This is a genomic window from Yoonia sp., assembly GCF_042093035.1.
In the GTDB taxonomy this organism is placed as follows: Bacteria; Pseudomonadota; Alphaproteobacteria; order Rhodobacterales; family Rhodobacteraceae; genus Yoonia.
The window spans coordinates 1-18055 of the sequence record NZ_JBELFI010000043.1 but is presented as its reverse complement, the minus strand read 5'-3'; the positions used below and the strand labels follow the sequence as shown (position 1 = coordinate 18055).

Annotated in this window: 17 protein-coding genes and 1 pseudogene; 2 read left to right on the top strand and 16 right to left on the bottom strand. The window is 52.9% G+C overall.

Translation table 11 applies throughout. The annotated features are described in order from the left end of the window. Positions 1-123 precede the first annotated feature (123 nt). The 16 genes and pseudogenes from ACFDSS_RS07625 to ACFDSS_RS07550 form a co-directional block, all read right to left on the bottom strand. A pseudogene (locus ACFDSS_RS07625) lies at positions 124-348 on the bottom strand (RraA family protein); the annotation flags it as partial. Continuing rightward, positions 349-1041: an alpha/beta fold hydrolase gene (locus ACFDSS_RS07620; RefSeq protein WP_375255167.1), complete on the bottom strand. Its 693-nt coding sequence runs from the start codon at positions 1039-1041 to the stop codon at positions 349-351. It abuts the pseudogene before it with no gap. Continuing rightward, entirely contained in the window at positions 1038-2162 is a 1125-nt protein-coding gene (locus ACFDSS_RS07615; RefSeq protein ID WP_375255166.1) for a cobalamin-independent methionine synthase II family protein, read from the bottom strand. The genes ACFDSS_RS07620 and ACFDSS_RS07615 overlap by 4 nt, the downstream gene beginning before the upstream one ends. Positions 2163-2180: 18 nt before the next feature. After that, on the bottom strand, positions 2181-3143 hold the full coding sequence (locus ACFDSS_RS07610; protein ID WP_375255165.1) for a cupin domain-containing protein: 963 nt from the start codon (positions 3141-3143) through the stop codon (positions 2181-2183). Between the two features lie 154 nt (positions 3144-3297). Next, the gene (locus ACFDSS_RS07605; RefSeq protein WP_375255164.1) at positions 3298-4266 is read right to left on the bottom strand and encodes a nuclear transport factor 2 family protein; all 969 of its coding nucleotides are present in this window, start codon (positions 4264-4266) and stop codon (positions 3298-3300) included. Then, the gene (locus tag ACFDSS_RS07600; RefSeq protein ID WP_375255163.1) at positions 4263-5282 is read right to left on the bottom strand and encodes a LacI family DNA-binding transcriptional regulator; all 1020 of its coding nucleotides are present in this window, start codon (positions 5280-5282) and stop codon (positions 4263-4265) included. The genes ACFDSS_RS07605 and ACFDSS_RS07600 overlap by 4 nt, the downstream gene beginning before the upstream one ends. Beyond that, positions 5279-6043 carry an SDR family oxidoreductase gene (locus ACFDSS_RS07595; RefSeq protein WP_347183814.1) on the bottom strand — a complete coding sequence of 255 codons (765 nt, stop codon included), beginning with the start codon at positions 6041-6043 and terminating at the stop codon, positions 5279-5281. Before ACFDSS_RS07595 ends, ACFDSS_RS07600 begins: the two co-directional genes overlap by 4 nt. After that, complete coding sequence (locus ACFDSS_RS07590; protein ID WP_375255162.1) at positions 6043-7095, bottom strand: ester cyclase; 1053 nt, start codon at positions 7093-7095, stop codon at positions 6043-6045. The genes ACFDSS_RS07595 and ACFDSS_RS07590 overlap by 1 nt, the downstream gene beginning before the upstream one ends. Continuing rightward, positions 7095-8405: a histidinol dehydrogenase gene (gene hisD / locus ACFDSS_RS07585; RefSeq protein ID WP_375255161.1), complete on the bottom strand. Its 1311-nt coding sequence runs from the start codon at positions 8403-8405 to the stop codon at positions 7095-7097. The genes ACFDSS_RS07590 and hisD overlap by 1 nt, the downstream gene beginning before the upstream one ends. 14 nt (positions 8406-8419) lie before the next feature. After that, positions 8420-8947 (bottom strand): ester cyclase, encoded by a 528-nt coding sequence (locus ACFDSS_RS07580; protein ID WP_375255160.1) that lies wholly within the window; start codon positions 8945-8947, stop codon positions 8420-8422. Then, the gene (locus ACFDSS_RS07575) at positions 8944-10464 is read right to left on the bottom strand and encodes a GMC family oxidoreductase (RefSeq protein WP_375255159.1); all 1521 of its coding nucleotides are present in this window, start codon (positions 10462-10464) and stop codon (positions 8944-8946) included. The genes ACFDSS_RS07580 and ACFDSS_RS07575 overlap by 4 nt, the downstream gene beginning before the upstream one ends. Next, complete coding sequence (locus ACFDSS_RS07570; protein WP_375255158.1) at positions 10461-11480, bottom strand: ester cyclase; 1020 nt, start codon at positions 11478-11480, stop codon at positions 10461-10463. Before ACFDSS_RS07570 ends, ACFDSS_RS07575 begins: the two co-directional genes overlap by 4 nt. A 42-nt stretch (positions 11481-11522) precedes the next feature. Next, a complete protein-coding gene (locus tag ACFDSS_RS07565; protein ID WP_375255157.1) occupies positions 11523-12404 on the bottom strand; it encodes a carbohydrate ABC transporter permease in 882 nt (293 codons plus the stop codon). A gap of 7 nt (positions 12405-12411) precedes the next feature. Continuing rightward, positions 12412-13434 (bottom strand): carbohydrate ABC transporter permease, encoded by a 1023-nt coding sequence (locus ACFDSS_RS07560; protein WP_375255156.1) that lies wholly within the window; start codon positions 13432-13434, stop codon positions 12412-12414. Between the two features lie 79 nt (positions 13435-13513). Then, on the bottom strand, positions 13514-14740 hold the full coding sequence (locus tag ACFDSS_RS07555; protein ID WP_375255155.1) for an ABC transporter substrate-binding protein: 1227 nt from the start codon (positions 14738-14740) through the stop codon (positions 13514-13516). Positions 14741-14819: 79 nt separating this feature from the next. Continuing rightward, entirely contained in the window at positions 14820-15869 is a 1050-nt protein-coding gene (locus ACFDSS_RS07550) for an ABC transporter ATP-binding protein (protein ID WP_375255168.1), read from the bottom strand. Between the two features lie 98 nt (positions 15870-15967). Here ACFDSS_RS07550 and ACFDSS_RS07545 point away from each other — a divergent pair, with 98 nt between their 5' ends. Continuing rightward, positions 15968-17038, top strand: coding sequence for a nuclear transport factor 2 family protein (locus tag ACFDSS_RS07545; protein WP_375255154.1), 1071 nt, complete (start codon positions 15968-15970; stop codon positions 17036-17038). Continuing rightward, positions 17035-17916 (top strand): amidohydrolase family protein, encoded by an 882-nt coding sequence (locus ACFDSS_RS07540; RefSeq protein WP_375255153.1) that lies wholly within the window; start codon positions 17035-17037, stop codon positions 17914-17916. Before ACFDSS_RS07545 ends, ACFDSS_RS07540 begins: the two co-directional genes overlap by 4 nt. The last annotated feature ends 139 nt before the right edge of the window (positions 17917-18055 follow it).

The following is an 18055-nucleotide window of genomic DNA, read 5'->3' as shown; positions in this document are numbered from 1 at the left end:
AAGTCAGCCTGTGACGTTGATGTACTCATCGCCGTTGGCATACCGGATGTATTTGCAGAAGACGGATCGGGCCTCGAACTTGGTGCCTTTGGTATATTAGGCTTGGGCACTGACGCTATTCGCCATTCGGCGCGCTTTGATTACTTCAGGAGCCTCGGTTGGTGGGGCGACTGCTGCGATCCGCGCGGTACGTGCATAGCCGACCATCGCAGGGACATCAGTATGGGATGCAAGCATAGTACCACGGGTGAAGGCATTGAAACCACGCTTACCTTGGGCAACTTCGATCGCATTACAAGCAGTTGGCGTATCTACTCTCTGTAGTAATTTCAATAGATTTTCGTTCATTTAGGCCTCCAGCCAGCGGGCCAAAGCCGCGTTGGTCAATTCAGGTTGTTCTAGTGTGGGCAAATGGCCCGCGCCTTCGATAATCTCTAAGCGCGCATCAGGGATCAGCTCAGCCATCAATTCATGGCGCGAAACAGGGCAGAGCATATCATCGCGCCCACACAGAATGAGCGCGGGCACGTCAACGCCGCGCAATGTATCCGACTGGTCGGGCCGGTCCATCAACGCGCGAGACTGCTTCAAAAAGACATGCCGGCCAAGGCCCAGGGCCATCTCCATACAAAGATCCAAAATGTTTTCTCGCTGCGGCGTATTGCTCAGGTATCGCGGCTTCATCTCGTCACGCATTACTGCGCTCAAAGCATTATCACGCACCATCATCATTTGCGGCAGGCGACGTGCTTTGACGTCGTCGTCTTCAGCCAGTGGGTTGGTATCCATCAAAGCAATCCGCTCAACGCGCTCCGGCTCTTGGCGCATGACCTCCATCGCAACGATGCCGCCCATAGATAAGCCCGCGAGGACGAAACTCTTAGGGGCGTTGGCCAACACAGCCGCTGCCAGATCTTCGATTGATGTCCGTCCCGAAATTGGTGCACACACCAATGTACGCTGACCAGAGAACTCGGCTATCTGCGGTCCAAACAGCCGCGCATCGCACATCATTCCAGGGATCAGGACAAGCGGTGTCATTTGACCAGCGCTGCCCCTTCCGACAAGGCAGACAGTTTGGCATATGCGATGTCGGGATCAACCGCGCCAAAGCCTGCAAATGTACCAAAGCCACAGTCGGACCCCGCTACAACTCGATCGGCCCCGACAATATCAACAAACCTGCTGATCCGCTGCGCAACAAGGTCTGGGTGCTCAACGAAATTGGTGGTCGTATCCACAACACCAGGCACAAGGATCTTGTTTTCGGGTATATCGGCTTTGCGATCCCGGAACACAGCCCATTCGTGGCCATGGCGCGGATTTGACGTCTCGAACAATACCGAGGCGGCCTTAGTCGACATCAAGGTATCAAACATCTTGGCCATAGGGATATCGCAGCAATGCGGGCCTTCATAGTTACCCCAACAAATATGAACACGGACCTTTTCGGCAGGCACATCAGAGAGCGCATGGTTGAGCGCTTCAACATGCATATTTGCCACTTTGATAAATTCGTCATCGCTGAGATCGGTAAAAAGCATGTGGCGCGACAGGGCCAGATCAGGACAGTCAAGCTGTAGATCCAAACCGGCAGCAACAATTGTTTCGTATTCTTCCTTCATCGCATCAGCCAACGCGGCGAGGTACGCTGCTCGCGATTTGTAGTAGTCGTTTTGCAAGAACAGCGAGATCACTCCGGGGCTTGCTGCGTTCATAAATCCGCGCTCGGCGCCGTGTTTGGCCATGGCCGACTTGAGGTTGATGATATCCTTCTCAAGCTCGCCCTGTCCTTTGGACTTCACTTCACCGACGCACATGGGTCGTGCGTATTGCGGCGTGCCACCGTCATTCGCAAGGCGTTGCAAAAAGCCGGGGAACATCTTGAGATCCGCAGGCGCGTTGCGCGGACTATCGCCGCCAAATCCGGTGTAGCGATCTTTTACGTAGGTCGCGTATGAAATTTTGGAAGTCTCGCCATCAGAGACGATATCAATGCCTGCCTCCACCTGTTTGCGCACGGTTTCGGAAACAGCGGCAGTCATACAGGTGTCAAATTCGGCCTGATCAAAGGGCTGTTCATTTTCGCGGGCAAATATGAAATCCACCACGTCTTGCGCGCGCGGTAAGGAGCCTACATGGGTTGTTTTAACTCGGTTCATTTGGGCCCCTCCCAGAGCTTAGTTACTAGTCTTGGTCAATCCAGCTGGATCATTTGTGGTACGGACTCGGTAAAGGCTTGCCTCACCGGTCATTGAAGTAGAGATCGCGTGAACCTCGCCAGGATTAATTAGACACGTATCACCCGGGTTGAGGACCGTTTCACTGTCCTGAAAACGTAGTCTCCAGTGCCCGCGCATTGGCATCAGAACCGTCGGTTTGTTATGACTATGCATCTCGTCAGAAATCGAGTTGCGGGACAAGAAATCAACTTCAAAACCGGGCTTGTCCTTTAGCAATCCATTCCCGCTAATAACCTGAACTGGTTGGGCATCGGACAGCGCCATCATGTCCCAATACCGGGCAACGTGATTTGGCAGAACATCTGCTGTTGTCGGTTCTGCGCGTTTAGCAAGTTCCTCTTCCGACATCACCTGCATTGGGTGGACATTATGGGGCAAGGTATCACCCTTTTTTCTGTCATAGAGCACGCCGTTTTCACCCAAGATCAACCCATGATCCGCAGCGTCTTCAATCACTTGTGGCGCCCAATGAACACCGCCACCAGCGTCGTTGCCACCAAGAACAGCCATAATCATACCGTAGTCCGTGCCGATGTTTTCGAAGCCGCGAAAAATACCAGTGGGAATATTGAAGATATCGCCTTCTTCGAGCGTCACTTCGCCCGCAGTTCCCCAACGACCCCAGAAGAAACGCCATTTACCACTTAGAACAAAGAACACTTCGGCTGTGTTATGGTCGTGCAGCGAATTACGCACGCGTGGCGGCTGACCAGCTGCGCCAATGTTAAACCCGATCTGCTCAGTGATATGCACGAGTTGATCTGGGCTTTCGGAAACGCCACCACCAATGATGGTAAAGTTCTCTTTTTGATCCGATCCCGGGGTGTGGGCGTCGATGAATGCGGTTTTGCAGGGTTTCAACTCGCCGTAGCGAACAATGCGGTATTGGATATTGGCCATTTTACTTCTCCAGTAATTTTAGTCGGGTACTTATCAAACCCAATTATTCGGAGGCTGCTTAATTATAGTCTGCGCCCGCGTCGATGCAGGGTAAGTGCTGCACCTATGCGTTGCATGGGAAAACCTCAGTAGGAGCGTGTATGCTATCATTTGTTTATCCTGTCTGCATCAAGATTTGCTTCCAAATCGCAACATGGTCAAACAACGTCCATTCACGACGTAAGCCCCTTAGGCCAAATTCCGCATGGGTAAATCCCATTACATACACGTCAGCACCAGTGGGTTGGCCAAACATGCCCCAGCCGTCATGTTTGCCGTACAGGCTCCAGCGAATAGCAGCGCGTGGAGATAACATCGGATCTTCGCGTCCAATTTGATGCTCGATCTTGAACTCAGCGTTAGGGAACGATGCCCGCAGCCCCATCCACAGCTTTTCTGTATCCGCCCAAGAATGCACGGTAGTTGAGGCGGGATGCTCAGTCTGCACAGCACGGTCATATTCTGCTCTTATAACAGCAAAATCCTTATCCATCATTCTAGTCAGGATGTCAGACATTCGTACACCCCATTCATTGTTATTTCCGCGTCCTTTATAAGGGCCATCAACATCAATTGCAGGACAAAACGGTTTGACACAACGCTCCGGACCACCTTCACGGGCAATCACCTGGCGAGCAAACTTTTTGGGTTTCATACCAAGTTGTTTAACCAACCCTCCAACATCACGGATTAGCCATTCGTCGTTAATCTGATCGTTGATGGCAGCACAATCAGCAATCGCACGAATTACGAACCTTTTGCCTGTGGCTGGGCCAAAAAACCCTCCACCAGTGTGCGTGCCCATAGTTAGTATCCGATGAGACGACAAGAACCCCTCATCTTCGTTGCCCGACCAGATCACATCTTCACCGGTCAGCTCACGATCCGGAAATTCTGCCAGTGTCGCCATGGTACCATTTATTGTATTTTGATTGCCGATCGATATACCTTCAGGAAAACGCATGGGTATGTCTTTCGAATACCGATGGTTTAATGTAGCTATACCACGATCTTCCCAAATTTCCTGCGTGATACCGAGAATATAGTCAGGGAAATCTTTCCACCTGTTTGAGAAGCCTTTCATGTAGTCCACCCTTCTGGAATTTTTGCAGAACCGCGTAGAATGAGCGGGCCATCAATTGCTATACGGCGTGTTTCACCAGTGTTATTTTCAATCTGATCGAGCAAAATTTCGACCGTGTTTGCGACCATACGATTGGCAGGCTGGCGTACGGTGGTCAGGGCATAAGCAGGCCATCCCGCCGCAGGCACATCATCATACCCGACGACTGAGACATCTTCGGGCACCTTTAGCCCAAGTTCAAAACGCAACGTGTCGAGAACAGCCAATGCCATATGGTCATTGGCGACAAAAACTGCCTCAGGTGCATCATGGGCAAACATTTTGCGCGTAGCATCTGCAGCTTTCTCCAATGTAAAGTCACCTTCTGCACGGGAATGAAGGACGACGCCCGCTTCAGCTAATACAGATATGAAACCAGCTTCGCGATCGCGCTGTGTCGACGCACCATGCCAACCTGCAATATGCCCAATTTTTTGGTGCCCAGCAGCGAGCAAAAATTTGGCGGCCTTACGCCCACCAGCATAGTTGTCTGATGTCACAGCAGACATGTTCGGGTCGTCTTGGCTGCGGTTGAACAGAACCATCGGCACGCCAGCCGCGCGGCAACGTTCAGACAGATCGCTCGACATCGCGACAGAGGCAGCAATAATACCATCGACTTGGTAATCAAGAATTTCCTCGACGACCGCATCGATATTCCCAGCAGTTTGCTCAGCCATGAAAATTAGCACGTGATAGCCGCGCTTTTGCAACTCATTCGATAGTTTTTCAAGTGCTTCGGGATAGAATTGGTTTTCAAGATAGGCCACCACCAAACCGATAATCCGGCTTTTACCAGATACCATCGCACGCGCGAGAACATTTGGGCGATAACCCAGGTCAGCCGCTGCCTTGCGCACCTTTTCGACAGTTTTCTTGGATGCAGACGCGCCGGGCGTAAAGGTACGTGACACAGCAGACTGGCTAACGCCTGCGCGCTCGGCAACCTCTTGGGATGTGACGCGGTTTTTGCTCATTCGGCTGTCCAACCTCCATCAACCAGTAACGAGGTTCCGGTGACCATTGCAGAGGCTTCGGACGCCAGAAACACAACGCCGCCCATAATGTCTTCGACTTTGCCTGGGCGTCCAAGTTTAATTTTATCTTCGATCCACGCGCGTTTTTCAGGGTCTGCGAAGGTTGGGCGGGTCAGATCGGTCAAGATGAACGTTGGGCTGATTGTATTGATGCGAATGCCCGCCTTACCCCATTCAATTGCCATGGATTTGGTAAATCCCTCAACCGCGTGTTTTGTTGCACAATAAACGGCGCGATCTATGCCGCCCACATGTGCCATTTGGGAGGAAATGTTGATTAAGCTTCCGGGTTTTCCCGCGGCTACCAATCCGTTGGCGACGGCTTGCGTTAGGAAATAGGCCCCTTTGACATTCACATCAGACACAGTGTCGAAATCGTCTTCTGTTGTATCTAAAGCCGGGCTGTGACGGGCTAAGCCCGCCGAGTTTACGAGAATATCAAACGGGCCATGTGACGCCACAGAAGCCCGCGTGCCAGCGATATCAGAAACATCAAGAGGCAAGGCGTCAGCTTTCATGCCGGCCGCGTTCATTTTATCGACGAGCGTGTTTAGAGCGTCAACCCGGCGTGCGGCAAGCGTGACTTTTGCACCCGCTTCACCCAGCGCAACAGCACAGGCTAATCCAATGCCAGAACTAGCACCGGCGACTAAAGCGCGTTTTTGATCCAAGCGAAACGAAGGTGTTTTGGGCAAAGTCATCAGTTAGCTCCAATTGGCAAAGAAAGTGCGCCTGACACGCGCGCTTTGTTGAATTCACACAATCGGGCAAACACATCAACGCCCAGCTGTGCATAGATGTCTAACAGATCGACCAACACCCAATTTTCACGGATGAGTGCCCCTTCGACACGCCAAAAATCAAGGCTACGCATCGTGATTTTCTGCCCGGATGGGGCGATGCCCAACCACCCGTCACCGGTGACTGTCATCTGCATGTTTGGCCAACCCGTCGCGACGACGTAGGCGCCATCGCCATAGAAGTGACAATTGAGTGTTCCGGTTGTGCCACCGCGTCGATCCGGCAGTGCATTCAGGAATGGGATTTGGTGCCAATTGCGAAACCCGGCAACTCCGCGTGCAGTACCGATACCCGCAGGGCCGTACCAATTCATGCGCGGATCCCAGTATTTCTCTGCATGCATGATCTCGGGGCCACCCTCGGCCGGATGTCGAGAAAGATTGGTTAACATCCCGATTACGGTTTCTAGGCTTTGTGCGCTTTGAGTTGCAGTGCGCGCCTCAAAAAACAGTCCATCTTGGCTTGCAGGTCCGGAGATATACATCTCACGCCCAAGGCTCGGCACCATAGGCCAAGCACCGGCTTGCATCATAAGTTCAGGAATATCCCAGATCGCTTGCATCTCCACAACACGACTGTCTTCGACACGATAGAATTCGTGAAACCGCATATGCGCAAAATGGCCCGTTTGCGGAATATCAAGGAAAGGCCGCGTGAAAGTGCCAACGTAATGCCCCGCACAACCGATCCAGTCATGCCCGTCGGCATCCGTGCCTGCACTGACGATCCAGTCGCGGCGCTCTAGATCGGGCAAGGCGTTAAACAATGGCGCATAGGCGACATCATATAGCTCCTGTCGTCCTGACAGATCACCAAACGGATGGCACAGGTGCACAGTTGCATCTGCTGCCATGACCCTGCCCAGTGCCGATTGCACTGAGGCGGGGTCAAAGTTTGCCATTGCCGTTCGCAGCGGCGCAATCAGCGCCCTGAGTCTGTCAGGATCGCTCATTACTCAGCGGCCTCGCCGTAAGGGACGTTTTGCCGACCGTAGCGACGCACCCGCATATTGCATTGCTCTGCATGGCCAACAAAGCCTTCCAGCAGACAAAGACGTGACCCATAGGCCCCGATCTTCGCGGCCGCTTCGTCCGTGGTAATTTTCTGATAGCTGTGCGTCTTCAAGTACTTACCAACCCAAAGACCGCCCGTATAACGGCCTGCTTTTTTCGTCGGCAATGTGTGGTTGGTACCGATCACCTTGTCCCCATTAGAGACGTTCGTTCGTGGCCCAAGAAACAGCGCGCCATAGCAAGTCATGTTCTCTAGGAACCAATCATCTCGGTCTGTCATAACTTGAACGTGCTCAGAAGCGATTTCATTTGCGACCCCAAGCATCTCATCATAGGTGTCACATAGGATCACTTCGCCGTAGTCAGCCCAACTAACCCCTGCAGTCCCCGCTGTAGGGAGAATTTCGAGGATACGATCAATCTCTGAGAGGGTCCCTTCTGCCAGCGCGCGTGAATTGGTCACCAGAACTGCAGGTGAATTGTAACCATGTTCAGCCTGACCAAGGAGGTCGGTCGCACACATTTCGGCGTCAACGGTTTCATCCGCAATCACCATCGTTTCGGTTGGACCCGCAAACAGATCGATACCGACACGCCCAAACAACTGACGCTTGGCTTCTGCCACAAACGCATTCCCAGGCCCGACAAGCAGGTGAACAGGTTCAATCGTTTCAGTACCAATCGCCATTGCTCCCACGGCCTGAATGCCGCCGAGTACATAAATTTCATGCGCACCACCAAGGTGCATTGCGGCAATCACAGCTGGGTTCGGCTCGCCATTAAATGGTGGAGTGCAGGCGATAATGCGCGGTACACCCGCAACTTTGGCAGTTGCAACCGACATATGCGCTGAGGCCACCATCGGAAATTTACCCCCGGGCACATAGCAGCCGACAGATTGCACCGGAATATTTTTATGACCGAGGATCACGCCGGGCATGGTTTCCACTTCGATATCAAGCATGCTGTCGCGCTGTGCTTGCGCAAAGTTGACAACCTGTGCTTGGGCGAACTTGATGTCCTCAAGGTCGCGTGGACTGACCTTAGCGATTAGTGCATCGATTTCGTCTTGACCAAGGCGATAGCTGTCCCGATCATAGCCATCGAATTTGTTGGCCAATTCACGCACCGCAACATCGCCGCGCTGTTCGATGTCTTTGAGCGTGGCTGCGACCACGGTTGCGGTTTTGGCGTCGTCTTCAGCGCGATCGGCTTCGGGTTTTCCGTGTTTGAGGTGGGTTATTGCCATTGTATTATCCTCGCTTATTCAGGTGTTGGGGCAGTGCAGTCGCCGCGGTCATAGGCTTCCCAGCCTTCACCGTTGAACAAGTCCATACCCAGTTGTGCTGCGACATGGGCGAAATCAACATTTACCCAGTTGTCGACGATCTTGCCTTCGACCACTTTCCAGAAATCCATATAGCGGATTTCGATCCGCTTGCCGGTGGCTTTTATGCCGAGAAACTCACCGGAATGCGTTGCCTCTTGTCGGCCAAAGGCAGCGGCCCATTCGCCCATATAAAGACGTGCTTCGTCGATGCAGACTTTATCTGAGAATGCCGCCTGAAACGGGCGTTGCCAGTTGTCTTGAAACTCTCGCAGGCCGATTTTTTGACCACAGCCCTGATTGCCCATCCAACGAAAGTTCTCTGAGAAAAATTCGCCAATATCGCCAATGCGGTGATCATTCAGGCCATCAACCATGCCTTCGATAACCGCTCGGGTATCGTCCGTTTTGGACATATCGGTGTCGCGGGTTAGTACTGCTTGTTCAGGGCGTGATCCCTTCATGCTGTATCCTCACTTATGAATTTTGCCGCCCGATAACCGATCATCATCGAGGGCGCGTTTGTATTTGCGGAGGTCACCGATGGCATAACCGACGCATCAGCAACCCAAAGGTCGGTGACGCCTGCAACGGCAAGGCGTGGTGTGACGGGGGCGGTCCCCTCCCCCATACGCAACGTGCCGACGGGGTGATAGGCGGTTGCGCCACGGTCTTTGATATGCTGGCGCAGTGCCTCATCAGAGGACACCTCTGGCCCCGGATAGACCTCAGGTGCGCGGTGTTTTCCGAAGGCGGCTTTGGACATCAGTTCCCGCAGACGTTTGAGCCCGGCGAGCAGGGTTTCAACATCATCGGGGTCTTGAAAAAGGCCAAGGTCGATATCAGGCGCGACGTTTGGATCGGCGGAGGTAAGGCGTAACCGCCCGCGAGATTTAGGTCGACACGCGCAGACATCCGCGAAATATCCGGATCCATGGGTAAAGCGGCTGCCCTTCCAATCCAACATGAAGGGAATGAAGTGACATTGCACATCAGGTTCGCCCGTGTCGCAGCGCGCGTTAAAGAAAGCGCCGCCCTCTACCGTTGGTGACGCAAAGCGCCCCTTGCGGGTGAATAAGTAGCGGAAAGGGGCAAGCATCCACGCTGGCATTTGAGACAGCGTTAGACCATATCCGGAACGCGGCCCCGCAAAATAAAGCCCCGCCGCTGGGTGATCATGGAGGTTGTCGCCAACCTCTTCAGAGTTATGCGTGACAGTGATGCCAAGTTCCTGCAGATGCTCTGCTGGTCCAACGCCAGATCGCATCAGGATCGCGGGTGAACCGATCGAGCCGGCCGATAGAACGATGCCTTTGGACGCAGAGAGTTTGGTACCATCAAGCAGAATTACGCGTTTTGCCTGATCACCCTCAAACTCAATGCGATCAACCTCTGATCCGGTCCTCACCTTAAGATCGTATGCGGCTTGCGCCGGGCGCATGAAGGCATCTGCGGCTGACCAACGGCGTGCATTATGCATGTTAAACCTGAAAGTTCCAGCGCTTTCATATTCCGGTGTAGGCGCTTCGTTTGCGTTTCCACCAAACAAGTCAGACAGCGCCTGAACCAACGGATGAACGCCTGTCATTTGCTTTGGTTGAAGCTTTGCTTCTACCGCTTCGAATGCGGGCTCAACGTCGGGCCATTCCCAGCCTTTCACGTTCCAGCCGTCAAAGTCGTCACACCGCCCGCGAAACCAAACCATAGAGTTTATCGAACCTGAACCGCCAAGCATACGCCCGCGATGCACATTCAGTTGCCTGTCGCCAAGACCTTTTTGCGGATCTGATTTGAACCGCCAATCTCGCTTGCTGCCCATCAACCACGTCAAACCGAATGGCATTTTGACCAAAGGGTGGTTGTCGGACGGGCCCGCTTCGAGCAATAGTACGCGACCAACGTCACGCCGCGCCAATTCAGCAGCGACGATGCATCCGGCCGAGCCAGCGCCGACAACGATGAAATCGGCATCGGCAGTCATGCGCGTTTTCCCACTTCTGCAAACACATCAAACCCGAGCTGGAGCAGCACATGCGGAATATCCAGCATGCACCAGTTTTCGATGATTTTTCCGTCTTCGCAGCGCCACCAGTCACAATCGCGCATGAACACACGTTTGCCAGTGGCCTCAAGGCCAAGGAATGGTTTGACATGGACGCCCGTGATCATTGGCCAGCCGCTTAGGAACGCGTAGTTTCCGTCACCAGACTTGCAGTCGGCCTCAACACCCGTGATGCCAACCTCGCTGCCGTCACCCCATCCGTCAAAGGTCTGCTCAAACGGTTGTTGGAACGTAGCGAATGCATCAACAGTTGCATAAGAGCCAAGCCCACCAGGCCCGTACCACACCATCCGCTCGTGCCAATAAGGGCGCCAAGCTTCATCTTCCGTCGCAAGCTTTTTGAGCATCCCTTCGACCAGATCAGCAGACGCCCGCGACGCGTCTGGATCAGATGGCCCAACGTGGGTCCCATCATGCGTTGCAGGGCCAGGCACAACGCCCTCGTACCCGTGGCTTTTGTCCAATGGCCAAAGGCCAAGTGCGATTATCAACTCTGCAAACCCAAGAAACACATGGCTTTCAACGATCTTGCCGTTTTCCATCCGGTGGAATTCACCAAACCGCAAGTAAGCCAGCTTACCGCTGGCGGGGATGCCAAAGAGTGGCTTGGTAAAGTGGCCGCGAAAATACCCTGTTGAAGTAACCCATTCAGTACCAAGGTATTCACCGCCAAGAGCAATATAGTTTTGCCGTGTTAGGCCCTCGAACGAAGCCATGATCGGCGCGATGACATCGCTGTAATACCCAAGGCCATCCCGCGCCTCGTTGATCGGGTGACTGGCATTCACTTTTGCGGCGTCATGGAAATTATCTGCGACCGCTTTCTCAACCTCACCCAAATCAAAGCAACGCAGAAACTGATGGTAGCGAGCTTTGTTCTCGGAGGATGTCTCGGTCGCAATTCCCATTGCTGGACGGTTTGCGCGTTTGTTCATGTCAGACGCCCCTTCGAATTGGCAAGTAGGTGCTCATTTTGATCACCCTTTAACCGCGCCGGCCGTCAGGCCACCAACAATCTGGCGCTGGAAGAACAGGACCATCAGGAACAATGGGGCGGTGACGGATACAACCGCAGATACGGCAAACATGACGTTGCCCTTGGTCTGTGTGGTTCCAAGGAAGCTGGCAACCTTTGGGATCATCGTCTGATTTTCTCTGGACAATAGCATCGTTGTCACCGCAAAGTCATTATAGGCTAGCAGAAACGAAAACAGTCCCGTGGTAATCACTCCCGGCCACATCACCGGAATGATGACATTGCGAAAGGCCTGAAACCGCGTGCAACCATCTACCATCGCGCTTTCGTCCAACTCGGCAGGAATGTTCTTAAAGAACGAATGTAGCATCCACAGGGTAAATGGCTGATTGATCGCTACCAGAACGATGATTGTTGTTGCAGTATGCCCCCAAAGGTTCCATTGAAAGAACACCGGAAGATAGCCCGACACCAGCGTGATCGGTGGCATGGCCCGAAAGATTAGCGCCGAAAGCAGGAACCAAAAGGCATAGCGATAGGTAGACCGCGCCAGCGCATAGCCCCCTAACGTTCCCAGCGTCAGCGATATGGTAACCACAAAGAAACACACGATCACGGAATTCCAGGCTGCGAGCCAGAATTTTTCTTGAACCCAGGCCCCGTAATATCCATCACCAGTAACGCGTGCGCCGGTTTCGCTGACCGTCAGCTTGCCGGTCAGCGCGTTGGCCCAATTGGCCTTAGAAAAGAAATCGCCCTCTACCTTAAATGATCCCCAAAGCGTCCAGAGGAACGGAAAGGCGGCAAGGATCATCCAGATTGCCAGTACGCCGATGACCAGAAAAGTGATTGCGACGGGTTGGCGTTGTGCTTTGCTAGACATGTTTCACCTATTTCCGATCGAATTCGCGCCAAGTGCGCACCAAAACCGGCGACAAAAGGATCGCGACACCAATAATTGTAAGAACAGAGGTCGCGGCCGCCGAAGACAGCTGGCGCGTCTCGCCACCAAGATCGTTGAAGATTGCCCAACTTAGCGATGTTGCATGGGCTTCGGCGGAGAAACTGACGATGGGTTCAAAGACCCGGAAATTATCCATCAGCTGCATAAGGGCAATAAACGTGGTCAATGGCAGCAAGTGCGGGATAATGACGTGGCGGATTTGCAGCCAACGATTGGCACCGTCCACGCGTGCAGCTTCTAACGTGTCCTGATTTACTGACTGAAGCCCTGCATAATAAACAATAAATGCAAAGGGCGTGGAATGCCACACACCATAGACCATCAACATGATCCACATCAGCGGCGTTGACGCTTTGACCGACAGATCAGGATCGCCTGCAAGGTATTGCAGCGCCGCTCCGACAACGCCGCGCGCATCCACCATCCAGAAAAGGATCAGTGCGCCCACCAGCGGAGTTATCATCATCGGCAACAGAGAGAAAAAGATCAGTGGGCCGCGGATTGCCTTGACCGCACTATTGACGGCGACAGCAACCACAAACCCAAGAACGATAACAAGCGGTGTTACGACGAATGTGAAAACCAGCGTGAATGAAATAGCCTTGTAAAAAGGAAGATTAAGCATCTGCGCCCCGAAATCACGCCAAGAATTAGATCTTGTCCAATTCTCGCCAAACTCGTCAATCGCTAGGTGGTTGCGGTCTGTATACGTTTTAAATCCGGCAAACTGCCCCAAAGGGTGTTCTGCGCGCAATGCAGCAGTTGCGTTTTGATCAACGGTTGTGGATTCCTTGCACCCAAACAGATCACAGGTTTCAACGGTTTTGATCACCTGTTCGTGGTCGACGTGAACCGATTGCACAAGAACCGAAACGATCGGGAAAAAGATAAACAACAACATTGCCAAAGCTGACGGAAGAACAAACCAGAAAAAGGATTTATGTTTCATAATCTTGGTATCTCCGGGCGCCGGTCAAGGTTGTGGGATGATCCGGGGCAAAAAGTTCCGCCCCGGATCAATGGACTCCTTAGTTTAGGAAGCCCTTTTCTTTAGCAGCGGCAGTATAGGCAGCTTCTGCGTCTGCCAGCGCCTGTTCAGCGCTTTCTTTACCCAACAGGAAGTCTGCGAGGTTGCCACCCAAAGCGGTGTGCAGCAATCCGTGGTATGGCAGCATTGGATACGAGGTTGTGCCCGCTGCGATTGCTGCAAACACACCGTCATTGACCGGTGCCGGGGTGTAGCCGTCAATCATCCAGACGGCCTGACCCATGGTTTCCTCAGTCAAGATTGCCGGGCTGGTCCCATTCTTCATTGCTAGGAAAGTCGCGACCGCATCTTCATCCGACACGTTCCTTGCAACAGTCCAACCATCCCACCACAGGGTCGAAGCCGGGGTTGAACCACCGCCCACAGTCAGCGGACCGCCGACGGTGATGTTTGAATAGACCTGCTCTTCTGCACCTTCGTCATCCATCAGGTTACCCATGCGGGATCCCCACATGTTCATGATCATGACGTTGCCTGCTTCCATTTCAGCGCCGGTGGCGTTGCTGTCATGTGTTAGGAAGTCTGGGTTCATGTACTCAGTCAACGCTTTCATCATGTTCAGAGTTGCAACACCTTGAGCATTGTTAATTGAAACTTCGGCTGTACCGGGCTTATAGAATTCGCCGCCATGACCGATGTACATGTTGGTGAATTCCTGGGCCAGGTTCCAACCCGCCGCATAGGCGCCGCCCACGGGGTATTTGCTGATGCCTGCTGCGCGGATTTTCTTAGCAGCTTCCAGAACTTCTTCGTAAGTGGTTGGCACATCAACGCCAATCTCAGCCAGCACATCTTTGCGATAAGCAAGCGTCTGCGCGTTCGCCATAAAGGCCACGGCCATAACATTGCCGTCGATCGTAATCAGCTGGTTTTTGGGAATGTCCTGACCATGTGCTGCAACAAGATCATTCAATGGACGGACGACATCTGCGTTCATGAGCGCCACTAGTGACGAGTTTGCAATGATCGCTGACGTATATTCCGCGGGGTTTCCGCTCATGCCGTCGACATTGATTTTTTGGTGGTCTGCCGTCAGGTTAATCTTCACGTCGCCGCCCGTACAGGCTGCCGCACCGTTGGCAACTGTGTGAATGGCTGGAAATTCGTTTCCGACAATGCTGACATTGCCAGAAATTTCACAGCCCGCATACGCGGTGCCTGCAGTGATTGCAAAGGCGCTCGCAAGTGTTACTTTTTTTAGAAACATATCGTCTCTCTCCCTTTTGATTGGATGCATCTTCGAAGCCCGCATCCGTTGACCCCGCCGAGGCGGGAAATTGCGAGGGTCACCCCCCGATGCGCGCACCTGTTTCTGCTTCGAATAGGTGACAGTTCTCCACGGGCACCTCAATCGACACAGTTTCGTCGATTGCTGCCCGGTAATTTTTGTCGGCTTTCACGGAAACCAATGCGCCTCCTATGCGGACGCTGACCGTCGTCGCATCGCCCAAAAGCTCCATTGTGTAGATCGGCGCGTTGATCTGCCCGCTGCTTTCGATGACTTTAGCATCCTCTGCACGGAACCCAAGCGTCACGGGGCCATCCACTGCCTCTAGCCCAGAGATTTGGACATTGTTGGTGGTAAATGTACCGTCTTTAATTGACCCATCCATCAGGTTCATCGCCGGGTTGCCAATAAAGCTGGCAACAAACGCGTTAGCGGGATTGTCATAAATTTCAACCGGAGTACCGACTTGCTGCACCACACCCGCCCTCATAATCACGACCCTATCCGCTAACGTCATGGCTTCAATCTGATCATGGGTCACATAGATGGTCGTTACAGCAAGCTCGTGTGACAGGTTTTTGATCTGCGCACGGGTCGATACCCGCAACTTGGCATCAAGATTGGACAGGGGTTCGTCCATCAAAAATACGTTCGGTTCGCGCACAACCGCGCGGGCGAGCGCGACCCGCTGGCGTTGACCACCTGACAATTCAGCTGGTTTACGATGCAGAAAATCATCAAGTTCTACCATGGCACTGGCCCGGCGAACTCTTTGATCATGGGTTTTAGGGTCAACACCACGTACGCGCAGAGGAAAGCGAATGTTTTCGTAAACGTTCATATTCGGGTAAAGCGCGTAGCTTTGAAAAACCATCGCGACGTCGCGATCTTTGGGTTCCAAATCATTGACCCTCACTCCGTCTACCAGAATGTCGCCTTCGGTCGCGTCCTCCAACCCGGCAATCATCCGCATTGTTGTGGTTTTGCCGCACCCGGACGGCCCGAGCAGAACCAAGAACTCCTTGTCTGCAATGGTGAGGTCAAATTCGTGAACACCCACGAACGACCCCCAACGTTTGGACAAATTGCGGAGCTGGATTTCGGCCATATCTTCCCCCTGATAGAATGCACACACCATTTTTTGCATTCGTTGGCAAAGACTATAGACAGTGGACAAATTGTTTGACAAGCTGTTTTTGCAAACGAATGCAAAATATGGAAAAGCCGGAAGGTGCGATGATAAAATCAAATTTTATAAATGAAAAACAACTAGTTAAGGATTTCTATACACGCCTAGACAAGGCATGCGAGACGGATATCCCAGAGATTTTGGAAGCATTCACATCACCTGAATATCTGTGGCGAGGGTTTCATCCCTTCAACGAAATCACCTCGGCGCAAGAAGTCGGCGAATCGTTTTGGCAGCCCCTGCGAGGTGCGCTGACCTCCCTTCAGCGACGTCTTGACGTCTTTATGGCCGGGCATAACTCGATTACCGAGCAGGGTGGTGTTTGGGTTGTTTCCATGGGACATCTGATGGGGCTGTTCGACCAGCCTTGGCTGGGCATTCCCCCAACCGGAAAAATCGCCATGCTGCGTTATTGCGAGTTCAATCGGGTGGATAATGGTAAAATAACCGAAACTGCAATGTTTTTTGACATTCCACACCTGATGATGCAGGCAGGGTTACAACCGTTTCCGCCGCAAACAGCGGCGCATTTGGTGCAACCCGGTCCAATGACCCACGATGGGCTGATGTTTGACCCGCAAGACCCTGAAGAAGGGCGTAAAACGTTGGACGTGACAAATGCAATGATAAGCAACTTAGGAACCTGGGCTTTGGGGTTGCCGCTGGAAGAAGAACTAGCGCGAACGTGGAATGACAACATGGTCTGGTGGGGACCCGCAGGCATCGGCGCTACCTACACAATCAAACGCTATGCCAAACAGCATTCTGGGCCCTTTCGGGCCACATTCTCGGACAGGTCTTCAACCGGACATATTTGCAGACTGGCCGAGGGTCGTTTTAGTGGTTTTTTTGGCTGGCCAAACTTCACAGCTGTTCATACCGGCGGCTTCATGGGGATGCCCGCTAGTGAAGTACGCGGTGAAATGCGGGTTATTGATATTTACCGGCGGGACGGAAACAAATTGGCTGAAAACTGGATTTTCATTGATCTTCTGCATTTTTGGAACATGCAAGGTATCGACATTCTTGCGCGCACAACGGCTATTCATGCAGGCCATGAAACAGGTGCAAATGGAGCACATCCATGATCGACGCACACCACCATCTTTGGGATCTTTCCGCTGTTTACTATCCCTGGCTAATGGCGCGCGGTGTAGAGCGTTTCTTTGGCGACCCAGCCCCTATACAACGTGACTATCTCATCAATGAATTTCGTTCTGAAGCCACAGCCGAGGGCATAGGCGCATCCGTGCACATTCAGGTGGGTGCAGAAAATAGCATGGCCGAGGCACGCTGGGTCCAATCCGTAGCTGATGCCAATTCTGACTGGGCTTTAAAGCAAGTTGTTTTCGTTGACCTCACTGCATCCGATCTGGATGCGCAGCTAGATAGCATTCAGTCCCTGCCCAGCGTCGCCGGCGTGCGCCAAATTGTTGGCCGTGCACCTGGTGAGGATGCCCTCACAGGCACGAATACACTGCTAGACAACCCTGCCTTTGTGGCGGGGCTGCAAAACGCAGGACGTCGCGGTCTTAGTTTTGATCTTCAGTTAATACCGGAGCTGATGGAAAAAACCGCCAATCTTCTTGCTTTGGCCCCTGATACGGCTGTCGCGCTTTGTCATGCCGGGTCCCCGCATGACCGCTCTGGCGACGGGCTAACGCGCTGGGCGGGCGAACTGCGCGCGCTTTCTAACCTGCCTCAAGTGCGTTGCAAGCTGTCAGGTTTAGGTATGTTTAATCATAATTGGGAACCCGAGGATTTCTGCCGAATTGTTGAAACTTGCCTAGACCAATTCGGCCCCAATCGCGTGATGTTCGGGTCGAACTTTCCAGTAGATAAGCTGTATTCCAACTATGCCACACTGGCTCAAACATATCGCAACCTAGTTCCGCGTGAAATGCATCAAGCGGTCTTCAACGATACGGCAGCGGATTTTTATTCCATCTTTCCAGTCCATGTTTAAAGCAGCAATAGTTTCTGAAGGTGTAACGCCCCAGTTAATCAGCTCAACCCCAGCCCTTTGATATGGCAGCAATGACGGGGGTGTTGTCAGACAAACTTGAACACCCGTAAAAGGCACCTCAAGTCAATCATCATGCGGC